This window comes from Candidatus Pelagibacter sp. Uisw_092, from assembly GCF_047729545.1.
Lineage (GTDB): Bacteria > Pseudomonadota > Alphaproteobacteria > Pelagibacterales > Pelagibacteraceae > Pelagibacter.
Genome location: NZ_CP159824.1, coordinates 104683 through 125000 on the forward strand (window position 1 = coordinate 104683; position 20318 = coordinate 125000).

At 29.6% G+C, this 20318-nt stretch carries 16 protein-coding genes, 1 rRNA gene, 1 pseudogene and 1 riboswitch (1 of these 19 running past the window's edge); of the genes and pseudogenes, 14 read left to right on the forward strand and 4 right to left on the reverse strand.

The genetic code is table 11. From position 1 onward, the window contains the following. The first annotated feature begins 32 nt into the window (after nt 1-32). The 5 genes from kdsB to recR all read left to right on the forward strand — a co-directional run bounded on the left by kdsB (nt 33) and on the right by recR (nt 4360). Nucleotides 33-779, forward strand: coding sequence for a 3-deoxy-manno-octulosonate cytidylyltransferase (kdsB, locus tag ABXT63_RS00555; RefSeq protein WP_415320979.1), 747 nt, complete (start codon nt 33-35; stop codon nt 777-779). Beyond that, on the forward strand, nt 776-1606 hold the full coding sequence (locus ABXT63_RS00560; protein ID WP_415320980.1) for a prephenate dehydratase domain-containing protein: 831 nt from the start codon (nt 776-778) through the stop codon (nt 1604-1606). The genes kdsB and ABXT63_RS00560 overlap by 4 nt, the downstream gene beginning before the upstream one ends. A gap of 142 nt (nt 1607-1748) precedes the next feature. Next, the gene (gene dnaX, locus ABXT63_RS00565; RefSeq protein ID WP_415320981.1) at nt 1749-3434 is read left to right on the forward strand and encodes a DNA polymerase III subunit gamma/tau; all 1686 of its coding nucleotides are present in this window, start codon (nt 1749-1751) and stop codon (nt 3432-3434) included. After that, complete coding sequence (locus ABXT63_RS00570; protein WP_415320982.1) at nt 3427-3744, forward strand: YbaB/EbfC family nucleoid-associated protein; 318 nt, start codon at nt 3427-3429, stop codon at nt 3742-3744. Before dnaX ends, ABXT63_RS00570 begins: the two co-directional genes overlap by 8 nt. A gap of 4 nt (nt 3745-3748) precedes the next feature. Next, the gene (recR, locus tag ABXT63_RS00575; RefSeq protein WP_415320983.1) at nt 3749-4360 is read left to right on the forward strand and encodes a recombination mediator RecR; all 612 of its coding nucleotides are present in this window, start codon (nt 3749-3751) and stop codon (nt 4358-4360) included. On the opposite strand, the gene ABXT63_RS00580 is transcribed toward recR, so the two are convergent. Next, complete coding sequence (locus ABXT63_RS00580) at nt 4347-6542, reverse strand: malate synthase G (protein ID WP_415320984.1); 2196 nt, start codon at nt 6540-6542, stop codon at nt 4347-4349. The genes recR and ABXT63_RS00580 overlap by 14 nt on opposite strands. A 71-nt stretch (nt 6543-6613) precedes the next feature. Then, a riboswitch (glycine riboswitch) is annotated at nt 6614-6701 on the reverse strand. A 106-nt stretch (nt 6702-6807) separates the two neighbouring features. Between ABXT63_RS00580 and ABXT63_RS00585 the strand changes: the two genes are divergently transcribed. After that, nucleotides 6808-7914, forward strand: a complete 1107-nt coding sequence (locus tag ABXT63_RS00585) for an acetyl-CoA carboxylase carboxyltransferase subunit alpha (protein ID WP_415320985.1) — start codon at nt 6808-6810, stop codon at nt 7912-7914. Here the strand turns inward: ABXT63_RS00585 and secA are convergent. Continuing rightward, nucleotides 7909-10455 carry a preprotein translocase subunit SecA gene (gene secA / locus ABXT63_RS00590; protein WP_415320986.1) on the reverse strand — a complete coding sequence of 849 codons (2547 nt, stop codon included), beginning with the start codon at nt 10453-10455 and terminating at the stop codon, nt 7909-7911. The two genes, ABXT63_RS00585 and secA, sit on opposite strands and share 6 nt — an antisense overlap. Nucleotides 10456-10521: 66 nt before the next feature. Between secA and argJ the strand changes: the two genes are divergently transcribed. After that, complete coding sequence (gene argJ / locus ABXT63_RS00595) at nt 10522-11826, forward strand: bifunctional glutamate N-acetyltransferase/amino-acid acetyltransferase ArgJ (protein ID WP_415320987.1); 1305 nt, start codon at nt 10522-10524, stop codon at nt 11824-11826. Between the two features lie 41 nt (nt 11827-11867). Further along, nucleotides 11868-12295: pseudogene (locus ABXT63_RS00600) on the forward strand (DUF1178 family protein). Here ABXT63_RS00600 and ubiG read toward each other — a convergent pair. Then, complete coding sequence (gene ubiG, locus ABXT63_RS00605; protein WP_415320988.1) at nt 12292-13014, reverse strand: bifunctional 2-polyprenyl-6-hydroxyphenol methylase/3-demethylubiquinol 3-O-methyltransferase UbiG; 723 nt, start codon at nt 13012-13014, stop codon at nt 12292-12294. The pseudogene ABXT63_RS00600 and the gene ubiG overlap by 4 nt on opposite strands. Before the next feature lie 66 nt (nt 13015-13080). On the opposite strand from ubiG, the gene ABXT63_RS00610 reads away from it, so the two are divergent. From ABXT63_RS00610 to ABXT63_RS00630, 5 genes are read left to right on the forward strand one after another with little or no spacing between them, the layout of a single operon-like run. Then, nucleotides 13081-14292, forward strand: a complete 1212-nt coding sequence (locus ABXT63_RS00610; protein WP_415320989.1) for an aspartate kinase — start codon at nt 13081-13083, stop codon at nt 14290-14292. Nucleotides 14293-14295: 3 nt separating this feature from the next. Continuing rightward, a complete protein-coding gene (ispG, locus tag ABXT63_RS00615) occupies nt 14296-15399 on the forward strand; it encodes a flavodoxin-dependent (E)-4-hydroxy-3-methylbut-2-enyl-diphosphate synthase (protein WP_415320990.1) in 1104 nt (367 codons plus the stop codon). Then, nucleotides 15396-16469, forward strand: a complete 1074-nt coding sequence (prfA, locus tag ABXT63_RS00620; protein ID WP_415320991.1) for a peptide chain release factor 1 — start codon at nt 15396-15398, stop codon at nt 16467-16469. Before ispG ends, prfA begins: the two co-directional genes overlap by 4 nt. A 1-nt stretch (nt 16470) precedes the next feature. Continuing rightward, entirely contained in the window at nt 16471-17313 is an 843-nt protein-coding gene (gene prmC / locus ABXT63_RS00625; RefSeq protein WP_415320992.1) for a peptide chain release factor N(5)-glutamine methyltransferase, read from the forward strand. Between the two features lie 16 nt (nt 17314-17329). Continuing rightward, complete coding sequence (locus ABXT63_RS00630) at nt 17330-17797, forward strand: DUF4167 domain-containing protein (protein WP_415320993.1); 468 nt, start codon at nt 17330-17332, stop codon at nt 17795-17797. On the opposite strand, the gene ABXT63_RS00635 is transcribed toward ABXT63_RS00630, so the two are convergent. Then, the gene (locus tag ABXT63_RS00635) at nt 17794-19026 is read right to left on the reverse strand and encodes a M23 family metallopeptidase (RefSeq protein ID WP_415320994.1); all 1233 of its coding nucleotides are present in this window, start codon (nt 19024-19026) and stop codon (nt 17794-17796) included. The genes ABXT63_RS00630 and ABXT63_RS00635 overlap by 4 nt on opposite strands. A gap of 402 nt (nt 19027-19428) precedes the next feature. Between ABXT63_RS00635 and ABXT63_RS00640 the strand changes: the two genes are divergently transcribed. Continuing rightward, nucleotides 19429-20318, forward strand: a 16S ribosomal RNA gene (locus tag ABXT63_RS00640); it runs 585 nt beyond the window's last position.

The window sequence follows — 20318 nt, forward strand, 5'->3', positions numbered from 1 at the left end:
TCTGTTAGACGCATAAAATTGGTAAGTTTATAATGAAAAAAACACTAATATTAATCCCATCAAGAATGACAGCAACTAGACTGCCAGGTAAACCACTTCTAAAAATTAATAATTTATCAATCATTTCTCATGTTTTTAAAAGAGCAGAAGAAGCTAATATCGGCCAAGTAATAGTTGCAACTGACGACCAGGAAATACTTGATGATGTCCAAAAAAATAGCGGTAAGGCAATTTTAACTATTAAAAATCATAAAACTGGCACAGATAGAATTTTTGAAGCTTATGAAAAGCTGAATATAAATAATATTGATTACATATTAAATTTACAAGGAGACGAACCTGATATTAATAAAGATGATATTATTAATCTAAATAATTTTATGATTAATCAAGATGCGGAAATAGGTACACTGGCAGCAAAAATTCAAGATGATAAAATGTTAAATAATAAAAATGTAGTTAAAGTTGTTACAGATAAAAAGTTGGCAGAAAGTAATTTTCCAAAAGCATTGAATTTTACTAGAGATAATTTATCAGCAGTTAGTCAAAATATTTATCATCATATTGGAATTTATTCTTATAAAGTAAGCGCATTAAAAAAATTTGTTAGTTTGGATCAAACAAATAATGAAAAAATAAATAAATTAGAACAGTTAAGAGCTTTAGACAATAAATTAAAAATAAATGTAGCTTTAGCTAAATCTTCTCCTATAGGTGTTGATACTGAAGAAGATTATCTGGCTATAAAAAAAATTATGGAATATAAAAATATAAGATGAGTAAAATTTATATTCAAGGAACCTTTGGAGCCTATTCACATTTAGCGGCACTTGAAATTGAGCCCAAAGCAGAAGTTATACCGTGTAAGACTTTTGATGAGTGTTTCTTAAAAGTATCATCAGAAAGTAGTTCTAAGATGGTAATACCTGAATCAAATCGTATTACAGGGAATATTGGAATAGAATATCTAATTTTTAAATATAGATTAAATATTTATGCAGAACATTTTCAAAAAATTGAACACAATTTACTAGGGCAACCAGGAAGTAGCATAAATGATATAAAAAATGTTTTTTCTCATACACAAGGTTTGTCCCAATGTTCAAATTTTATCAAAAAAAATAATTTTACTGAACATGTACGTGCTGATACAGCAGGTTCTGCAGAAGCAATTTCAAAAAAGAAAAATAAAAGAGAGGCAGCAATTGCTTCTTCACTAAGTGCAAAAATTTATAAACTTAAAATAATTGCATCAAATATTGAAAATGAAAAAGGCAATGCAACTCGATTTTTAGTTATGGGTAAAGAAGTTTATCAACCAGATTTTGGAAATAAGAGATATATAACTTCTTTTTTATTTAAATTGAAAAGCAAACCTGCTGCGCTTTATCAATCCCTAGGGGGTTTTGCGATTAATGGTGTAAATCTAACAAAGCTTCAAAGCTACCCAGAGCAAAACTCATTTGAATCATATTTTTTCTTATGTGATCTAGATGGCCACATAGAAGATCCTAAAGTTCAAAAATCTTTAGAAGAACTAGGACTTCATTGCCAAGATTTTCACGTGCTAGGTGTTTTTGAGGCTGATAAATTTAGAGAAAAATAATCTAGAAACTTTTCTTGTAGATTGGAAAACATTACTGCTATAATAGTTTTGGAGGCTAGAGGTGAATACTGCTTAAACCCGACCAGATCTTAACGGAAGCAGTCGTAGAGACAGTTTTTCAGGTTCTAGTCTCCTTATAAAAATGAATAAAAATAAAAAAGTTTTAGCTTTAAAATATAGGCCCCAGACATTTGCTGACCTTATAGGACAAGATGTTGTTGCTGAAACAATATCCAATTCAATTAAAGCAAATAAGGTACCTAATGCTTATCTTTTCACTGGGATTAGAGGAATTGGAAAAACTACTACAGCAAGAATAGTTGCAAAATCTTTAAACTGTTCAAATGGTACGGAGGAACTTTGTAAAGATGATATTTGTGAAAACTGTAAAGCTATTTCAAGTTCAAATCATATTGATGTATTGGAAATGGATGCGGCAAGTAAAACTGGTGTCGACGATGTAAGAGATCTTATTGAATTTTCTAGATATGGCCCAACCACAGCTAAATATAAAATATTTATTATTGATGAAGTTCATATGCTTAGCAAGCAGGCATTTAATGCATTGCTAAAAACCTTAGAGGAACCGCCCGAGTATTTAAAATTTATTTTTGCAACTACAGAAATTAAAAAGATTCCAATTACTGTAGTTTCACGCTGTCAAAGATTTGATTTATCTAGAATTAAATCTTTAGAATTATTTGATTTTATCAAAAAAATTAAAGATAAAGAAAAAGGCAACGCATCAGATGATGCGCTTAAATTGATTGTTAAAATTTCAGAAGGATCCGTAAGAGATGCCTTATCATTGCTAGACAGAGCATTGATTACATTAGATAACGGCAAAGAGTTGGATTTAACTTCCGCGCAAAGAATATTTGGTTATTTTGACAAGTCTCAATTAATCAGTTTATTTCAACTTATATTTGAAGGTAAAGAAGCTGAAGTTCTAAACACATATAGAGAAATATACAACCAAGGAGTTGAGCCCAAAATTTTTATAAATGATTTTTTAGAATTATTATATTATTTTAAAAATATTGAATTATTAAACGTTGAAGGTACAAATTTTTTATTAAATGATGAAGAATTTAATAGAATTAAAGAAATTTCTGAGAAAGTTAGTAACGAAACTTTAATATTGTTTTGGCAGTTTACCATTAAAGTACTAGAGGAGCTTGATATTGTTTCAAATCAGCACTTATCGATGGAAATGTTTTTAATTAGATTGATTCATCTAAAAAGTATTAAGAATATACCTGATAATAACTATGAAGAAACAAGTCAAACAAATGGGAATATCAATAAAGAATCTCTTTCACAAAAAAAAGAAGGAGAAGATTTCTTTGGGATAAAAGATAAAATAGAAACGATTGGTCAAATCAAAAATATTGCACAAGAAAAAGATATAGCATTTAAGGATAATAAGGAAATTGAAGTAGAGGCTAATCTTATAAATTCTTTTGAGGACTTGCTAGAAGTATGTTCTTCTAAAAAAGAAATTAAATTAAAATATGAATTAGAAAAAAATATTAATCTTGTTAGTTTTGAAAACCAAAGAATTGAAATTTCATTTAATGAAGATCTGGACAAAGATTTTATTAAAGACTTATCTTTAAAACTTTACGAATGGACCAACAGCAGGTGGATAATAACACTTAGTAAAAATAAAGGCCAACCATCTAAAAAAGAAATAGAAGTCAATTTAAAAAATGAGTTAATAGAAAGTATAAAAAATTCTTTAACTTATAAAAATATTTTAGAAAAATTTCCAGATGCAGAATTGATTGATGTTAGGGTCAACAAAGAGAGAGATAAAAATGACTGATTTTACAAAGATTTTAGATAAAGCCAAAGAACTAGAATCAAAAATGAAAGAGAGTCAGGAAAAGATTAAAAATATTCAAGTTGAGGGAGCATCGGGCTCTAATTCTGTAAAGGTTACGTTAAATGGTGAAAATGAAATGATTAAAATTAATTTATCAGACGAAGTGATGAGGGAAGATAAAATTATAATAGAAGATTTAATAGTGGCAGCTCACAATAATGCAAAATCTGAATTAAAATCAAAAACATCTGAAGAGATTTCAAAGTCTACAAGTGGATTTGGCATTCCAGGTTTTAAATGGCCACTTTAATTAGATGCAAAATATTAATGAAATAGAAGAGTTAATAAAACTAATTGCCAAACTTCCAGGTTTGGGTCCAAAGTCTGCAAAAAGAATTGTATTAAAACTTATTAATAATAGAGATGAATTAGTTAAACCAATGGCTAATACTCTAGCACTAGTTTATAAAAATATTATTAGGTGTCAGTCTTGTGGTACTTTAAAATCTAATTCTTTAGGCTGCAATAACTGTGAAAATACAAAAGAAAAATATAATAAAATATGTGTAGTAGAGGATATTGCAGACCAGTGGTCTATAGAAAATTCAAATATTTATAAAGGATACTTTCACATACTAGGTGGAACAATTTCTTCCGCTGGCCAAAGAAAAGAAGATCTCTTAATTAACTCACTAGTTGAAAGAGTTATCAAAGAAAATATTGAAGAGGTTATTTTAGCAACTAGTGCAACAGTTGAGGGTCAAACTACAGCTTATTATATTCAGGACAGTCTTAAAAAAACGAGTGCAAAAATTACAAAACTTGCACAAGGCTTACCTGTAGGTGGTGAAATAGAAAGTCTTGACGATGGAACTTTATATTCAGCTTTTAAAAATAGAACTGGAGTTAAAACTAATTCTGACTAGATTTCTTTAGTAATCTATTTAGATGTAATAATGGTTCTGTGTAACCAGAGGGTTGTTCTTTACCCTTAAAGATTAAATTACAAGCTGTTTTAAAGGCAATTGACTCTTCAAAGTTTTCAGACATCATCTTGTAGCTTCCTCTTCCAGACCTAGTATAAGCACCATCATTTTTATTTTGATTATCAACAATTTTTGCCATTTTTTTCATTACTTCCATAACTTGTGATTTTGTACAAATATCGTGATGAATCCAATTAGCAATATGTTGAGAGGAAATTCTTAAAGTAGCTCTATCTTCCATTAACCCAACATTATTAATATCAGGCACTTTTGAACAGCCAACACCATGATCTATCCACCTTACAACATAACCTAAAAGAGTTTGTGCAGAATTTGAAATTTCAGAATTAATTTCTTCCATTGACCAATTTGGTCTATCCGCTATTGGAACTGTTAGTAGGTCGTCAAGTTTCGCCAACTTTCTTTTTTGAATTTCTTTTTGTTTCTCAAAAATATTTATCTCATGATAGTGTAAGGCATGAAGGGCTGCTGCTGTAGGTGATGGTACCCAAGCACAATTTGCTCCAGCCATCAAATGACCAGTTTTTTGTTCCATCATATCTTTCATCTTATCGGGCATAGCCCACATACCTTTACCAATTTGTGCTTTACCTGAAAGGCCACACTGTAGACCAATATCTACATTATTATTTTCATATGCACTAATCCATTTAGAAGACTTCATATCTCCTTTCTTAATCATAGGACCGGCCTCCATTGAAGTGTGTATTTCATCCCCAGTCCTATCTAAAAATCCCGTATTAATAAAAAATACTCTATTTTCAAGTGTTCTAATACACTCTTTTAAGTTTGAAGAAGTTCTTCGTTCTTCATCCATAATACCAATTTTACAAGTGTTTTTTTCTAACTCTAAAACCTCTTCAACTTTAGTAAAAATTAAATCTGTAAATGACGTTTCATCAGGACCATGCATTTTTGGTTTAACAATATAAATAGATCCATTTCTTGAGTTACCTCTTTTATTTATATCATGAAGGCACGCTGCTGAAGTTATAAAAGCATCCATAATTCCCTCTGGTATTTCAGAACCATCTTTTAAAAGAATTGCAGAATTAGTCATAAGGTGTCCAACATTTCTTACTAGTAACAAACTTCTTCCATGTAATTTTAACCCTTTCCCATCTTTAGAAATATAACTTCTGTCAGGATTTAATTTACGTTCATATGTTTTTCCATTTTTTTCAAATGTAGATTTTAAATCACCCTTCATCAGGCCAAGCCAATTACGGTAACAAATAATTTTATCATCAGCATCAACTGCAGCAACACTATCTTCATTATCACAAATAGTTGAAATTGCTGCTTCAATAATAATATCGCTAATTTTCGCAGAATCTTGTTGGGCACTAAAAGCATTTGGATCTATAATTATTTCTATATGAAGATTGTTATTTTTTAAAATTATTGCAGAAGGATCATTAGCTTCTCCTCTATGACCAATAAATTTATCTTTATTTTTTAGTGATGTTTCAATGTTATCTTTTAATATAATCAGAGAGCTTTCATTAATTTTAAATCCTGTAATATTATGCCATTCTAAATTTTCTAAAGGAAAATGTTTTTGTAAAAAATCTCTTCCATATTTTATGACCATTTCTCCTCTTAAAGGGTCATACCTCTGAGAAGCACTATCTTCAGATTGATCGATTATATCTGTACCATACAAACTATCATACAAACTCATCCATCTTGCATTAGCAGCATTCAACGCATATCTTTCGTTCATAATTGGAACTACTAATTGTGGACCAGCGATACTAGTTATTTCCTCATCAACATTACTTGTTTTAATTTTAAAATCAGGACCTACTTCTTTTAGGTAGTTAATTTCCTTTAAAAAGCTTTTGTATTTTTCTAAATTAATTTCATTACCTTTATTCAAGATATGCCAATGATCTATTTTTTTTTGTAAATCTTCTCTTATTTTTAATAAGTCTTTATTTTTTGGACTCAATTCATGAACTACCCCGTCAAAGCCTGCCCAAAATTTTTCTGAAGAGATGTGTGTATCTTTAAGTAATTCTTCGTTAATGAAGTTAAGTAATTCGTCAGAAACTGATAAATTGTGTATTTTTGTATATTGTTTTTTCATAGCACCCATTTTACCCCATCTGTATGTTTGCCTGAGAGTTTTGCTCCATCGGCGAGATTGAATCTCTTTCCAGAGTGTTATGTTTAATACCGGTCCTTTTGCCTGAGAGTTTCCGGGGTGGTTGCTCCTTCGGCGCTATTATATTTTAGTCTCTCCCAATATTTAAAGAAGACTACCTGTTAATGAAATTAAGTCAAATATTAATTATTTAAAACATTTTATTGCCTTTTTTTGGAATTACTTAATAATTATAATTATAATTATAAATATTGATATGAAAAATTATTTAAACTTTGAGACTGATATTAAAAATTTAGAAACTGAAATAGAAAAGTTAAAAGATCCTTATAATCAAGATGGACTTTCTGAAGTAGATATAAAAAAAATTTCTGAGTCACAAAAAGAGATAGATAATAAATTAAAAAAAATTTATTCTAATCTTGATCCATGGCAAAAAACTCTAGTTGCAAGACATGAAGATAGACCCAAAGCAAAATTTTTTATAGATAATTTGTTCGAAGATTTTATTCCATTATCAGGAGATAGATTTTATGGGGAGGATAAATCGGTACTAGCAGGATTTGCAAAATTTAATACAAAATCAGTTTTGGTTATTGGACAAGAAAAAGGGGACAGCCTTGAAAGTAGAATTGAAAGAAATTTTGGGATGATGAGGCCCGAAGGTTATAGAAAAACTATTAGATTAATGAAATTAGCAAATAAATTTAATATTCCAATAATTTCATTTATAGATACCCCTGGCGCGTACCCAGGTGTTGGAGCCGAGGAAAGAGGGCAAGCTGAGGCAATTGCAAAATCAATAGAATGCTGCATGTCATTAAATGTACCAACACTTGCAATTGTTATTGGAGAGGGTGGATCAGGTGGTGCAATAGCACTAGCTTCATCTAACAAGGTTATTATGTTGGAGAATGCAATCTACTCAGTAATATCACCAGAAGGATGTGCTACTATTTTGTGGAGAGATCCCAAAAAAACACTTGATGCTGCAAAAGCAATGAAATTATCATCAAAAGACTTATTAGAGTTAAAAGTAATTGATGAAATTATCTTAGAACCAATTGGTGGAGCTCATAGGGATAGGCATCTAATATTAGATAATGTAAGGAAATCGTTAGAAAAAAATTTAAATCAATTTCTTAATATGAGCGGAAGTGAAATCTTTAATCATAGAAAAAATAAATTTTTGACTATTGGAAGATCTAAAGGATTTGTAAGTCAATTAGATGATTTAACTACATTAAGTATGAAAAAAAATAAGGTCAATACATTTATTGAAGGTTTTTTTAAATCAAAGACAAATATAGGAATTTTTTTTGTTGCAATAGTTTTGTTAGGTTGCTTAATATTCTTTTTATAAAGCACCACAACATTTTTTATATTTTTTACCAGAACCACATAAACAGGGTTCATTTCTGCTCATTTTTTTCCCAATATATTTTGGGTTAATAACAGCTGGTTTTAAGGCTGTTTTTTCTTGAGTAGGCTCATTAACTATTTGTAAATTGATTAAAATTGTCACAAAATCAATCTTTAACTTATTTAATAAACTTTCAAAAAGATGAAAGGCTTCTTTTTTATATTCGACTAATGGATCTCTCTGACCGTAAGATCTAAGACCTATGACCTGTCTTAATTGTTCAAGATATTGAATATGTGATTTCCAATTTAAATCAATACACTGAAGAAAAATTCTTTTTTCAATTTCTTTTGCTTTTTCTTCATCAAGCATTTTAATCCTTTCTTTTCTGGACTCTAAAAATTTAGTATTAATTTTTTTTTTAAAATCATGATCTTTTAAATTAGTTAAAATTTCAAATTCATTATCATTAACACTTTTTCCAAGTAAAATTTTTAATTGATTATTAAACTCATTGTTCTTAATTTTTGATAACTTTTGAGTTTTTACGCCAATTAAATGATCTGTAATTTCTGACAAAAATTCATCTGAATAATCGAAAACTTTTTTACTACTCATTACGCTGTTCCTTTGCGAAAATATTACATGCCTTTGATCATTTAAAACATCATCAAATTTAAGTAAGTTTTTTCTTATGTCAAAGTTTCTTGCTTCAACTTTTTGCTGAGCTCTTTCAAGCGCTTTATTAATCCAAGGGTGGTCAATACTCTCCCCGTCTTTTAGCCCAAGTTTTTGTAAGATGTTATTCATAGATTCTGAGCCAAAAATTCTCATTAAATCATCTTCTAAACTAACATAAAAAATTGAACTTCCTTCATCACCTTGTCGTCCAGAACGTCCTCTTGCTTGGTTATCTACCCTCCTAGACTCCATCCTTTCTGTACCAATCACATACAATCCACCTAATGATTTTATTTTGCTCTTATTTACTAAAAGTTCTTCGTCAGGTTGACTTCCTTTTTTTCCACCTAGTTGAATATCAACACCTCTACCTGAAATACTTGTAGTGATTATAACTGAGTTCATTTTTCCTGCATTTGCTATGATTTCAGCTTCATTCTCATGATTTTTTGCATTTAAAATAACATGTTTTATTTTTTCATTATTCAGTAATTTTGAATAAATTTCAGACTTATTGATACTAGAAGTAAAAACTAAAATTGGTTGTCCTTGTTTGTGACATTCAATAACTTTTTTAATGATAGCTTTATTTTTTTCCAGTTCAGTTCTAAAAATTTGATCATTCCAGTCTTTTCTGATCATCTTTTTATTAGTAGGAATAATAACGACAATTAAATTATATATTTCATAAAATTCTTGAGACTCAGTTGCAGCAGTTCCAGTACATCCAGAAATCTTATCATAAAGTTTGAAATAATTTTGATAGGTTATAGATGCAAGAGTTTGGTTTTCAGCCTGTACATCTATTCTTTCTTTTGCTTCAAGGGCTTGATGTAGTCCATCTCCAAATCTTCTTCCTTCTAAGATTCTTCCTGTGAGTTCATCAATAATTTTTAATGTTCTATCTTTGACAATGTAATCTTTTCCTTTTTCAAATAGGTGATTGGCCCTTAAAGATTGATTAACATGATGAACTAAGCTCAGGTTTTCAGGGTCATAAAAGTTATTATTTTTTAAAATTCCTGCATTAGAAAATATTTCTTCTACATTATTTATTCCATCATTTGTAAGTAAAATATTTTTATCTTTTTCATCAATTTCATAATGTTTAGGCGTTAGTCTTTTAATTAACTTATCAATTGCAAGATATTGTTCTGTTTTATCTTCAGCAGCTCCAGAAATTACCAATGGAGTTCTAGCCTCATCAATCAAGCAAGAATCTATTTCATCTACAATAGTGTAGACATGTCCTCTTTGAGACATTTGTTCTTTAGAGAGTTTCATATTATCTCTCAGATAGTCAAATCCTAATTCACTGTTAGTTGCATATGTGATATCAAAATTATAATTTTTTTTTCTTTCGTAATCATCTTGATCATTATTTATGTAACCAGAAGTCAATCCTAAGAATTTATAAATCTCACCCATTTCTTGGGAATCCCTTTTGGCCAAATAATCATTAACAGTAACAATGTGAACACCTTTACCAAGTAAGGCATTTAGGTAAGCAGCAAGACTTATGGTAAGGGTTTTACCTTCACCAGTTCTCATTTCTGCTATTTTTCCCTCATGAAGAACAACACCACCTATTATTTGAACATCATAATGTCTTTCATTTCTAGTTCTTTTTGATGCCTCTCTTACTAGCGCGAAAGCTTCAGGTATTAGATCATCAATACTTTCACCTTTATTAAGTCTTTCTTTTAGTTCTGATGTTTTTCTCGGAAATTCATCATCTCTTATCTCTTTATTTTTAGCCTCATAAGAGTTAACTTTTTCAACAATTTTAGATATGCGATCAAGCTCTTTCTGATTGCTTGATTTAATGAACTTTGAGAGAAAATTTAAAGGATTAAGCATCTTATTTTTTTGATATATAGTTAATTATAACTTTTAATATAAGTATTAAATAAATATTTTAAATAGATGCCAATAAATCTTAAAAACTTTATAAAGTCACACGCTTTAAACTCTAAAATGAATGACTTTCAGGATTTGGATCACATCGATGGAGTTTCAATATCTACTGTCTGTGCAAATTTATATGATAAACCAAGAGATGATTTGGTTATGTTCTATTTTAGAGACGGGACAAATTATGCCTCTGTTTATACACAGTCTAAAATAGTTTCAGAAAACATTAAATGGAATTTAAGTATAAAAAGTAAAAAAATAAAATCTCTTATAATTAATACTAGAAATGCTAATGCATTTACAGGACCCAAAGGTTACCAGGGCTTAAAAGAAATAGCAGAAGAGATTTCATTACAATTATCTAAAAAACAAATAGAAGATGAAGAAAGTCCAAAAAAAATTTTACCAAACGAAATTCTTTTTGGTTGTACGGGCACTATTGGCGAAATGTACCCAACAGAAAAAATTAAAAATAATATTTCAAAACTAATTGAAAGAATCAAGTATACACAAAATAAGCTTACCTGGATAAAAGCTGCATTAGGCATAATGACAACTGATTTAAAACCAAAACTTGCAATGGAAGAATGTGAAATTGGTAAAAAAAAAGTGAAAATTTATGGAATTGCAAAAGGTTCAGGAATGATATTTCCTAACATGGCAACCACACTAGGATATGTCTTTACAGATGCTGAACTTTCAAATGATATTCTTTTCAAGTTATTAAAAAAAAATATTGAAACAACTTTTAATGCCATTAGCTGTGATGGAGATACTAGTACCAATGACATGGTTTCAATTTTTTCAACAGGAAAAGTAAAGAATCCAATTATAGATAATATTAATGATAAAAAAATGATAAATTTCGATAAAGCTTTACATTCTGTGTTATTAAATTTAGCAAAAAGAGTGGTTGCTGATGGTGAGGGTGCTAGTAAATTTATTTCTGTAAATGTTACAAAATCAAAAACAGAAGACGATGCAAAAAAAATTGCTTTTTCAATTGCTAACTCACCTTTAGTTAAAACAGCAATAGCTGGTTGTGACCCTAACTGGGGGAGAATAATAATGGCTATTGGCAAAGCGGGTGTTGATATCAAAATTCATAAGCTATCTATTAAATTAGGTTCTTTAAAAATTATTGAAAAAGGTCAGTTATCAAAAATGTATATTGAAAGTGATGCAGCTGTGTATATGAAAGAAGAAAAAAAAATTGATATTGAAGTTGAACTTAATTTAGGTAAAAAAAATTTTACAGCATACACTATGGATTTGACTAAGAAATATATCGAGATCAACGGTGATTATAGAAGTTAACCTAATATTAAATTAAGTTTATTAATTAATAATTATACCTCATGATCAAATTTAAGCTTACTTGTAAAGATTGTGATAACACTTTTGATAGTTGGTTTCCATCATCTAAAGAGTATGAAAAATTAAAAAAAAAAAAATTCTTAATTGTCATATTTGTAATTCATTGAATATAGAAAAAGCTTTAATGTCACCAAATGTGCTCATATCAAAGAGTAGCTATAAAGCTAAAAATCAAATTCAAAAATATAATGAAACAAAAAAAGTAATCTTAAAATATCAAGAATTTATTAAAAAAAATTTTAATTATGTAGGTGAAAATTTTGCTTATGAAGCAAGGTCTCTTCATTATAAAATTAAAAAAACCTCAAAAGGGATTTATGGAACTACAACAAAAGAGAACCTTAAAGAATTAAAAGAAGAAGGTATCAAGACAGAAATAATACCTTGGATAAAAGATAATACAAATTAATTTTTTTTTAGCTTCAAAATATAATTCACAGAAGTATCATTGCTAACCTTCCAACTATTATCTAATATATTAAACTTCATACCATCTAATCTTTGTAGAGATAAACCACTTTTTTTTGAAATTTTTATTAAATCATTAGGTTTAACAAATTTTTCCCAGTCATGAGTGCCTATAGGCAACCATTTTAAAATATACTCAGCTCCTATTATTGCAAATATATATGACTTTAGAGTTTTATTTAAAGTTGCCACAAACATTATACCATCTTTTTTTAGAAGTTTTGCGCTCGCATTAATAAAAAAATCTATATTCTCAACATGCTCAACTATTTCCATATTTAAAATTACATCAAATTTTAAGTTAGTTTTTAATTTTTCTGGTGATGTAACTTTATATTTTATTTTAAGCTTGTTTTTTTTTGCATGAAATTTTGCAACTTCAATATTTTTTATTGATGCATCTATTCCAACTACATTGGCGCCCAGCCTACACATAGGTTCAGATAATAATCCTCCACCACAACCAATATCTAGTAAGTTAATCTTTTTTAATGGCTTATCTGAAGGTTTAATTTTAAAATCTTTAATTATATTTTCTTTTATATATTTAATTCTTATAGGATTAAAATTATGTAGAGGTTTAAATTTGCCGTTAGGATTCCACCATTCTTGAGCAATTTTAGAAAATTTTTCTATTTCTTTTTTATTTATTGAATTCATAATAGATGACTTGTGGACATAACAATTAAGATGTATTTTATCAATATTAATTAAACAAAATTATCAATGAAAACTGTAGTATTAAAATTTGGTGGCACTTCTGTGGGAAGTATAGATAGAATTAAGAATGTAGCCAAAATTATAGCTACCTATAAAAAGAAAAAATTAGGAGTAATTGTGGTTTCTTCCGCAATGAGTGGGACAACAAATCAATTGATTAAACAAACAAAAGAATTGAGTAAAAATTTTGATGCAGCCGAATATGATGTTTTACTATCTACGGGCGAACAAGCAGCTTGTGCATTAATTGCTGGTAGATTAAAGCATCTTGGGTTTAAGGCTAGATCTTGGATGTCTTGGCAGGTGCCAATTATTACTGAGGGACCATATAGCTCATCAAGAATTAACAAAATTAATAAAAATAAAATATTCAGCTATATGAAATTGGGTGGAGTACCAATTATTACTGGCTTTCAAGGAATTAATTTAGAAGATAGAGTTACCACATTAGGCAGAGGAGGAACTGATGCTTCAGCAATAATGCTAGCAAAATTTTTTAATGCTGATGCTTGTGATATTTATACAGATGTAGACGGTGTGTATACAACAGACCCAAGAAGTCACTTAAAAGCAAAAAAAATTGATAAAATTTCTTATGATGAAATGCTTGAAATGGCATCGTTAGGAGCAAAAGTTATGCAGCCAACATCTGTACAAGATGCCAAACTAAACAATATAAGTTTTTCGGTTAAATCTTCATTTGTAAAAAAGAAAGGTACTTTGATAACAGGCAGAAAAAAAGCTTTTAGCAATCAAATCATAACAGGAATTACATCCACAAAAAATGATGCTAAAATTACAATGATTGGTGTTAAAGATAAACCTGGTGTTGCAGCTTCTATTTTTAAGCCACTATCACTTAATCAAATAAATGTAGACATGGTTGTTCAAAACATTTCATTAAATAGCAAAGAAACAGACTTAACTTTCACTATTAAATCCGAAGATTTAAAAAAAACTGAGAAAATTATAAAACAAAATAAAAAAATCTCTTTTAGAAAGTTTGCGCATGATAGTAATGTCTCTAAAGTATCAATCATAGGAGTTGGAATGATTACAACACCTGGAATTACCTATAGAATGTTTCAAGCATTAGCATCAAAAAAAATTAATATTATGGTTATTTCTACTTCTGAAATAAAAATTTCAGTTTTGATATTTAATAAGTATGTAAAAAAAGCTATAGCAGCTCTTCATAAAGAATTTAAATTAGATTAAATAATGAGCTTAAGACCATTTAGAGATATTCATAGAAAAAAAACAAAAGTTATAAATGTTGGTGATGTAAAAATAGGTGGGGATAATCCTATTTCTGTTCAGTCAATGACAAATACATTAACTACGGATATTCAAGCAACTATTAAACAAATTAATGACATTCATGAAGAGGGTGCTGATCTAGTTAGAGTTTCTTGCCCCGATAAAGAATCTTCTTTTGCTCTTAAAGAAATTACCAAAAATGTTTCTATACCAATAATTGCTGACATTCACTTTCATTACAAAAGAGCTATTGAAGCCTCAGAAAATGGTGCAAAATGTTTAAGGATTAATCCAGGAAATATAGGTGATAAATTAAAGATACATGATGTACTGAGTGCTGCTAAAAATAATGGCTGTTCCATAAGAGTTGGTGTAAATGCAGGTTCACTTGAAAAAGATATTCTAGAAAAATATAAGGAACCGTGTCCAGAGGCCTTAGTTGAAAGTGCGCAAAGAAATATCAAAATTCTTGAAGACCAAGATTTTTTTAATTTTAAAATTAGTGTCAAATCCTCAGATGTTTTTTTATCTATAGCTGCATATCGTCAACTTTCTGAGGTGACAGATTATCCTTTGCATTTAGGAATTACAGAAGCGGGTAGTTTTATTTCAGGAAGTATTAAATCTTCTATAGGTTTGGGATCACTTTTAATGGATGGTATAGGTGATACTATAAGAATTTCATTGTCAGATGATCCCGTTAAAGAAATTAAGATAGGAAATGAGATATTAAAGTCATTAAATTTAAGAAATAGAGGTGTGCGAATTATATCCTGTCCATCATGTGCGCGGCAAGCCTTTCAAGTCATAGATACAGTTAAAATATTAGAGGAAAAACTGTCTCACATTAAAACTCCACTAACATTATCAATTATTGGATGTGTTGTTAATGGACCAGGAGAAGCAGCAATGACAGATATAGGTATTACTGGTGGTGGTAAAGGTAATAACATGCTCTATTTATCTGGCATTCAAAGCGAAAAAGTTTTATCAGAAAACATAATATCAAAAGTTGTAAGTGAAGTTGAAAAAAAAGCTGCCGAACTTGATAAAAAATTAAAATGATACCATTAAAAACTATTGAAGAATTGATATCTAAACACTCCACATTAGAGAAGGAATTATCTACAGGTGAAGTTGATAAAAAACTTTTTGCAGAAAAATCAAAAGAATACTCAGATTTAAATGATGTAATAGAAGATGTTAAAAAATATTTTTCATACGAAGGGGAAAAAAAAGATTTAGAAAAAATTTTAGGTGACTCTGTTACTGACGATGACTTTAAAGTAATGGCTGAAACTGAGTTAAAAGATCTTAAGTCAGAAAATGAAACAATAGAAAAAAAATTAAAGTTATTTTTATTGCCCAAGGATGATGCAGATAAAAAAAATGCAATTATAGAGATTAGAGCTGGTACAGGTGGACTAGAAGCAAGTTTGTTTGCTTCAGATCTTTTTAAAATGTATGAAAAAGTCAGTCATCAAAAAAAATGGGAATTAGAATTAATAAGTATGTCCCAAAGTGAGGCAGGTGGACTCAAGGAAGTTATTGCATCAATTAGAGGAAAAAATATTTATTCAACCCTGAAGTATGAAAGTGGAGTTCATCGTGTTCAGAGAGTTCCAGATACAGAAACGCAGGGAAGAATTCACACATCCGCCGCAACAGTAGCCGTTCTGCCAGAAGCTGAGGAAGTTGATATAAAAATAAATGACTCTGATTTAAGAATTGATGTTTTTAGAGCTGGTGGTCCAGGAGGGCAATCTGTAAATACAACTGATAGTGCTGTTAGAATTACCCATATTCCAACCGGATTATCTGTATCTCAGCAAGACCAAAAATCACAACATAAAAATAAAGCAAAGGGAATGTTAATTTTAAGGTCAAGACTTTATGAATTGGAAAGATCAAGAATAGAAGGTGAAAGATCACAGGATAGGAAAAGCAAAATTGGAACTGGAGATCGTTCTGAAAGAATCAGAACATATAATTTTCCACAAGGAAGAGTAACAGATCATCGTATTAATCTAACACTACACAAGCTGGAAGCATTTTTAGAAGGTGAAGCCTTTGACGAAATGGTAGAAAGCTTAACATTACAAGCGCAAGAAGAGAAATTGAGCAATCTTAATTAAAATGAATATAGAAAATATTCTAAATGAGGGAATAAATATTCTACAAAAAAATAAAATATCTAACCCTCAATTAGATAGTGAGATACTATTATCCAGCTCAATTAAAAAAGATAAAAAACATATTTTTTTAAACCCTAAAGAGATTTTAAGTTTAGAACAAACAAGGATATTTAGAAATTTAATTGAAAGAAGAAAAAAAAATGAACCAATTGCCTATTTAATAAATAAAAAAGAGTTTTGGAAAGATGAATTTTTTGTCAATAAAGATGTACTAATTCCAAGGCCTGATACTGAACTAATAGTAGAGCAAGTTTTAAAAATCTACTCTAAAGATATGCGATTGCAAGCCCTAGATATTGGAACTGGATCTGGATGTATCCTTTTATCCATACTAAAAGAGAGACCTAACTTTTATGGCACTGGAATAGATATCTCTAAAAAAAGTATAAATATAAGTAAATTCAATGCAAAACAACTTAACTTAATGAATAGAGTAAAATTTTTTCATTCTAGTGTTGACAATTTTAGAATTGGGAAATATGATATAATTGTTTCAAACCCTCCTTATATTGAATTATTAAGTATAAAATATTTGGAAAAAGATGTTTTTAACTTTGAACCAAAGTTAGCTTTAAGTGGTGGGCTTGATGGGTTTTTAAAAATCAGAAAAGTTATTAATAGAGCAAGAAATCTGATTAAGAAAAATGGTAAATTTATTTTAGAGATTGGATTTAATCAAAAAAATAAAGTTAAAAAAATATTAAAAGAAGAGGGTTTTTACGTAAACAAAGCCATAAAAGATTATGGAAATAATGATCGCTGTATAATTAGCACTAAAATTTAAATTAAAAGATAAAATTATGGTAACATTTAGAAGTAATAATAATAGAAGACCTCCATTTAGAAGTAATAATAATAGAAGACCTCCATTTAGAAGCAATAACGAAGGGTCAAAATTTTCTAATAACGATAATTTTCGAAGAAGTGTTCCAGGTAAAAATAATCATAATGCTGTAAAATTAATTGAAAAATATAATGATTTAGCAAGAGAAGCTCTAGCAAATGAGGATAAAATTTTGTCTGAAAACTACTTTCAGCATGCTGATCACTTTACAAGAGTTCAAAATGAGCAAGAAAGCCTTCGAATAGCAAGAGTTAGCTCTTCTACTGCTGCAATCATTAATCCTGTAGAATCTGAAATTAAAGAAGAAAAGCCAGTTAAAACTGATGATAGTTTTGTAAAAAAAATTATTTCAGATCAAACGGTTAAAAAAGATATAAAAGCTTCAGTAAAAAAAATAGTAGAAAAAAAGTCTGCTGTTAGTTAATTTGAGCCAATAATTAATTCTGATTTTAGAACATCTAATTTAATTTTATCAACCTCAAATAATTTTCTTTCTTTGCCTTTAAGAATTTTACCAGAAGGTAACTTTAATTTTTGAGAATTAATTTTTTTTCCATTTTTAACCACCTCATAATGCAAGTGTGGACCAGTAGATTTTCCAGTTGAACCAACATAACCAATTATTTGACCTTGTTTGACTCTCACTCCTTCTTTTATTCCCCTAGCAAAATTTTTCATGTGAGCATAGATAGTCTCATAAGTTGAGTTATGTTTTATTTTTATACAATTACCACCACCACCGCACCATCTAGCTCTTGTTATAACTCCACTTCCTGATGCCATGATGGGCGTTCCCATTGGTGCTGCAAAATCTGTACCTTTATGCATTTTATTATACCCATCTATAGGATGCTTTCTCATTCCAAAAGAAGATGAAAGCCTTGCACCATTAATAGGCGTTTTCATTAATGCTTTTTCAACACTTTTACCATACTCATTATAGTGTCCCTCGCTTCCTTTTTTATTAAAATAATAAAAAGCATTATTTGTTCCACTTAGTTTTAGATTTGCAAAAACTATATTACCAGTTTCAAAAACTTTACCATTATCATCTTCAAAAACTTCATACATAATTTGAAAATTATCATTTTTTCTAATATCTCTTTGAAAATCTACTTGAAATCCATAAATTCTTGCAAACTCAATTATTATGTTTGGTTTAATATTTAAATCAACAGCAGTCCTATATAAACTTTGTGAAATCCTACCTTCTTTAAAAATTATTTTTCTATTTAAATTTGTAATAACTGTTTTTTTTTCAAATAAATCAGTATCTAAATTTCTAGTTAATTGAATTTTTTTAGTTCTAGATTCTGGAAAAGTAAAAGATATAATTTTTTTATCGTTTGATTGGTCGATTATAAATTTTATATTAAGATTGGTTTTCAAATTATTTAGATTGTAGTCAGAAGATAAATTTTTTTTGATTTCTATAATTTTATCACTTGGTATTGAGTAATTATTTAATATTTTATCAAATGTTTCACCTTCAGAAATTTTATGATCTATACTTTCGTATCTTGGTGTTAAATTATCTATAATTTGATTAATACTTTTTTGGAAATAAATATTATTTATTACGTCTTTGTAATTTTCCTCAATTAATATTTTATTATTATTGTAAAGTGTAGTGCTAGTAATAGTGACAAGCATTAATATAGAGAGAAATATAATCTCAATATTTTTCTTTATTAGTTTTATTATTTTATTTGAACTAAATATCATCTCGAATTTTCAATTATTAATTTAGTAATACGAAAAAATCAAAAAAAACCTAGTGTTTATTGAGGTATTTAACGATTTAATTAAATGCTAAATACTTGATTTACTTTTATTTTAGCTTATAAGCAGCACACTTTCTCAGTAAAATTATTGTTTACTCAATAGATTAGTGAGGATTATTGGGCATTTTAGACCCAATTAGCTATTTAAAAAGTAAAAATTTAAGAAGAGAAGTGTGGACGGTTAAGGTTACCAAAATTTGTCGTACACACTTCAAAATCGTATGGATTGTATTCTTACAATTTATATATGAAGCTAGTGTGCGCCGTTTTTTAACTTGAGAGTTTGATCATGGCTCAGAACGTACGCTGGCGGCACGCCTAACACATGCAAGTCGAACGAAGTAGCAATACTTAGTGGCAGACGGGTGAGTAACATGTGGGTATCTACCCTTTGGCCTGGAATAACACGAGGAAACTTGTGCTAATACCGGATAAGTCTTTACGGAGAAAGCTTTATGCACCATTGGATGAGCCCGCACTTGATTAGTTTGTTGGTAGGGTAATGGCCTACCAAGACTATGATCAATAGCTGATTTGAGAGGATGATCAGCCACATTGGGACTGAGACACGGCCCAAACTCCTACGGGAGGCAGCAGTGGGGAATCTTGCACAATGGAGGAAACTCTGATGCAGCGATGCCGCGTGAGTGAAGAAGGCCTTTGGGTTGTAAAGCTCTTTCGTCGGGGAAGAAAATGACTGTACCCGAATAAGAAGGTCCGGCTAACTTCGTGCCAGCAGCCGCGGTAATACGAAGGGACCTAGCGTAGTTCGGAATTACTGGGCTTAAAGAGTTCGTAGGTGGTTGAAATAGTTGGTGGTGAAATCCCAGAGCTTAACTCTGGAACTGCCATCAAAACTTTTCAGCTAGAGTATGATAGAGGAAAGCAGAATTTCTAGTGTAGAGGTGAAATTCGTAGATATTAGAAAGAATACCAATTGCGAAGGCAGCTTTCTGGATCATTACTGACACTGAGGAACGAAAGCATGGGTAGCGAAGAGGATTAGATACCCTCGTAGTCCATGCCGTAAACGATGTGTGTTAGACGTTGGAAATTTATTTTCAGTGTCGCAGGGAAACCGATAAACACACCGCCTGGGGAGTACGACCGCAAGGTTAAAACTCAAATGAATTGACGGGGACCCGCACAAGTAGTGGAGCA

Bases quoted from the DNA above. Each gene is read 5' to 3' on its own strand.
- kdsB (WP_415320979.1), top strand. From the start codon at position 33: ATGAAAAAAACACTAATATTAATCCCATCAAGAATGACAGCAACTAGA.
- ABXT63_RS00570 (WP_415320982.1), top strand. From the start codon at position 3,427: ATGACTGATTTTACAAAGATTTTAGATAAAGCCAAAGAACTAGAATCA.
- secA (WP_415320986.1), bottom strand. From the start codon at position 10,455: ATGCTTAATCCTTTAAATTTTCTCTCAAAGTTCATTAAATCAAGCAAT.
- ABXT63_RS00610 (WP_415320989.1), top strand. From the start codon at position 13,081: ATGAAAACTGTAGTATTAAAATTTGGTGGCACTTCTGTGGGAAGTATA.
- ABXT63_RS00580 (WP_415320984.1), bottom strand. From the start codon at position 6,542: ATGGGTGCTATGAAAAAACAATATACAAAAATACACAATTTATCAGTT.
- ABXT63_RS00585 (WP_415320985.1), top strand. From the start codon at position 6,808: ATGAAAAATTATTTAAACTTTGAGACTGATATTAAAAATTTAGAAACT.
- ABXT63_RS00560 (WP_415320980.1), top strand. From the start codon at position 776: ATGAGTAAAATTTATATTCAAGGAACCTTTGGAGCCTATTCACATTTA.
- ispG (WP_415320990.1), top strand. From the start codon at position 14,296: ATGAGCTTAAGACCATTTAGAGATATTCATAGAAAAAAAACAAAAGTT.
- dnaX (WP_415320981.1), top strand. From the start codon at position 1,749: ATGAATAAAAATAAAAAAGTTTTAGCTTTAAAATATAGGCCCCAGACA.
- prfA (WP_415320991.1), top strand. From the start codon at position 15,396: ATGATACCATTAAAAACTATTGAAGAATTGATATCTAAACACTCCACA.
- prmC (WP_415320992.1), top strand. From the start codon at position 16,471: ATGAATATAGAAAATATTCTAAATGAGGGAATAAATATTCTACAAAAA.
- ABXT63_RS00635 (WP_415320994.1), bottom strand. From the start codon at position 19,026: ATGCTTGTCACTATTACTAGCACTACACTTTACAATAATAATAAAATA.
- ABXT63_RS00630 (WP_415320993.1), top strand. From the start codon at position 17,330: ATGGTAACATTTAGAAGTAATAATAATAGAAGACCTCCATTTAGAAGT.
- ubiG (WP_415320988.1), bottom strand. From the start codon at position 13,014: ATGAATTCAATAAATAAAAAAGAAATAGAAAAATTTTCTAAAATTGCT.
- argJ (WP_415320987.1), top strand. From the start codon at position 10,522: ATGCCAATAAATCTTAAAAACTTTATAAAGTCACACGCTTTAAACTCT.
- recR (WP_415320983.1), top strand. From the start codon at position 3,749: ATGCAAAATATTAATGAAATAGAAGAGTTAATAAAACTAATTGCCAAA.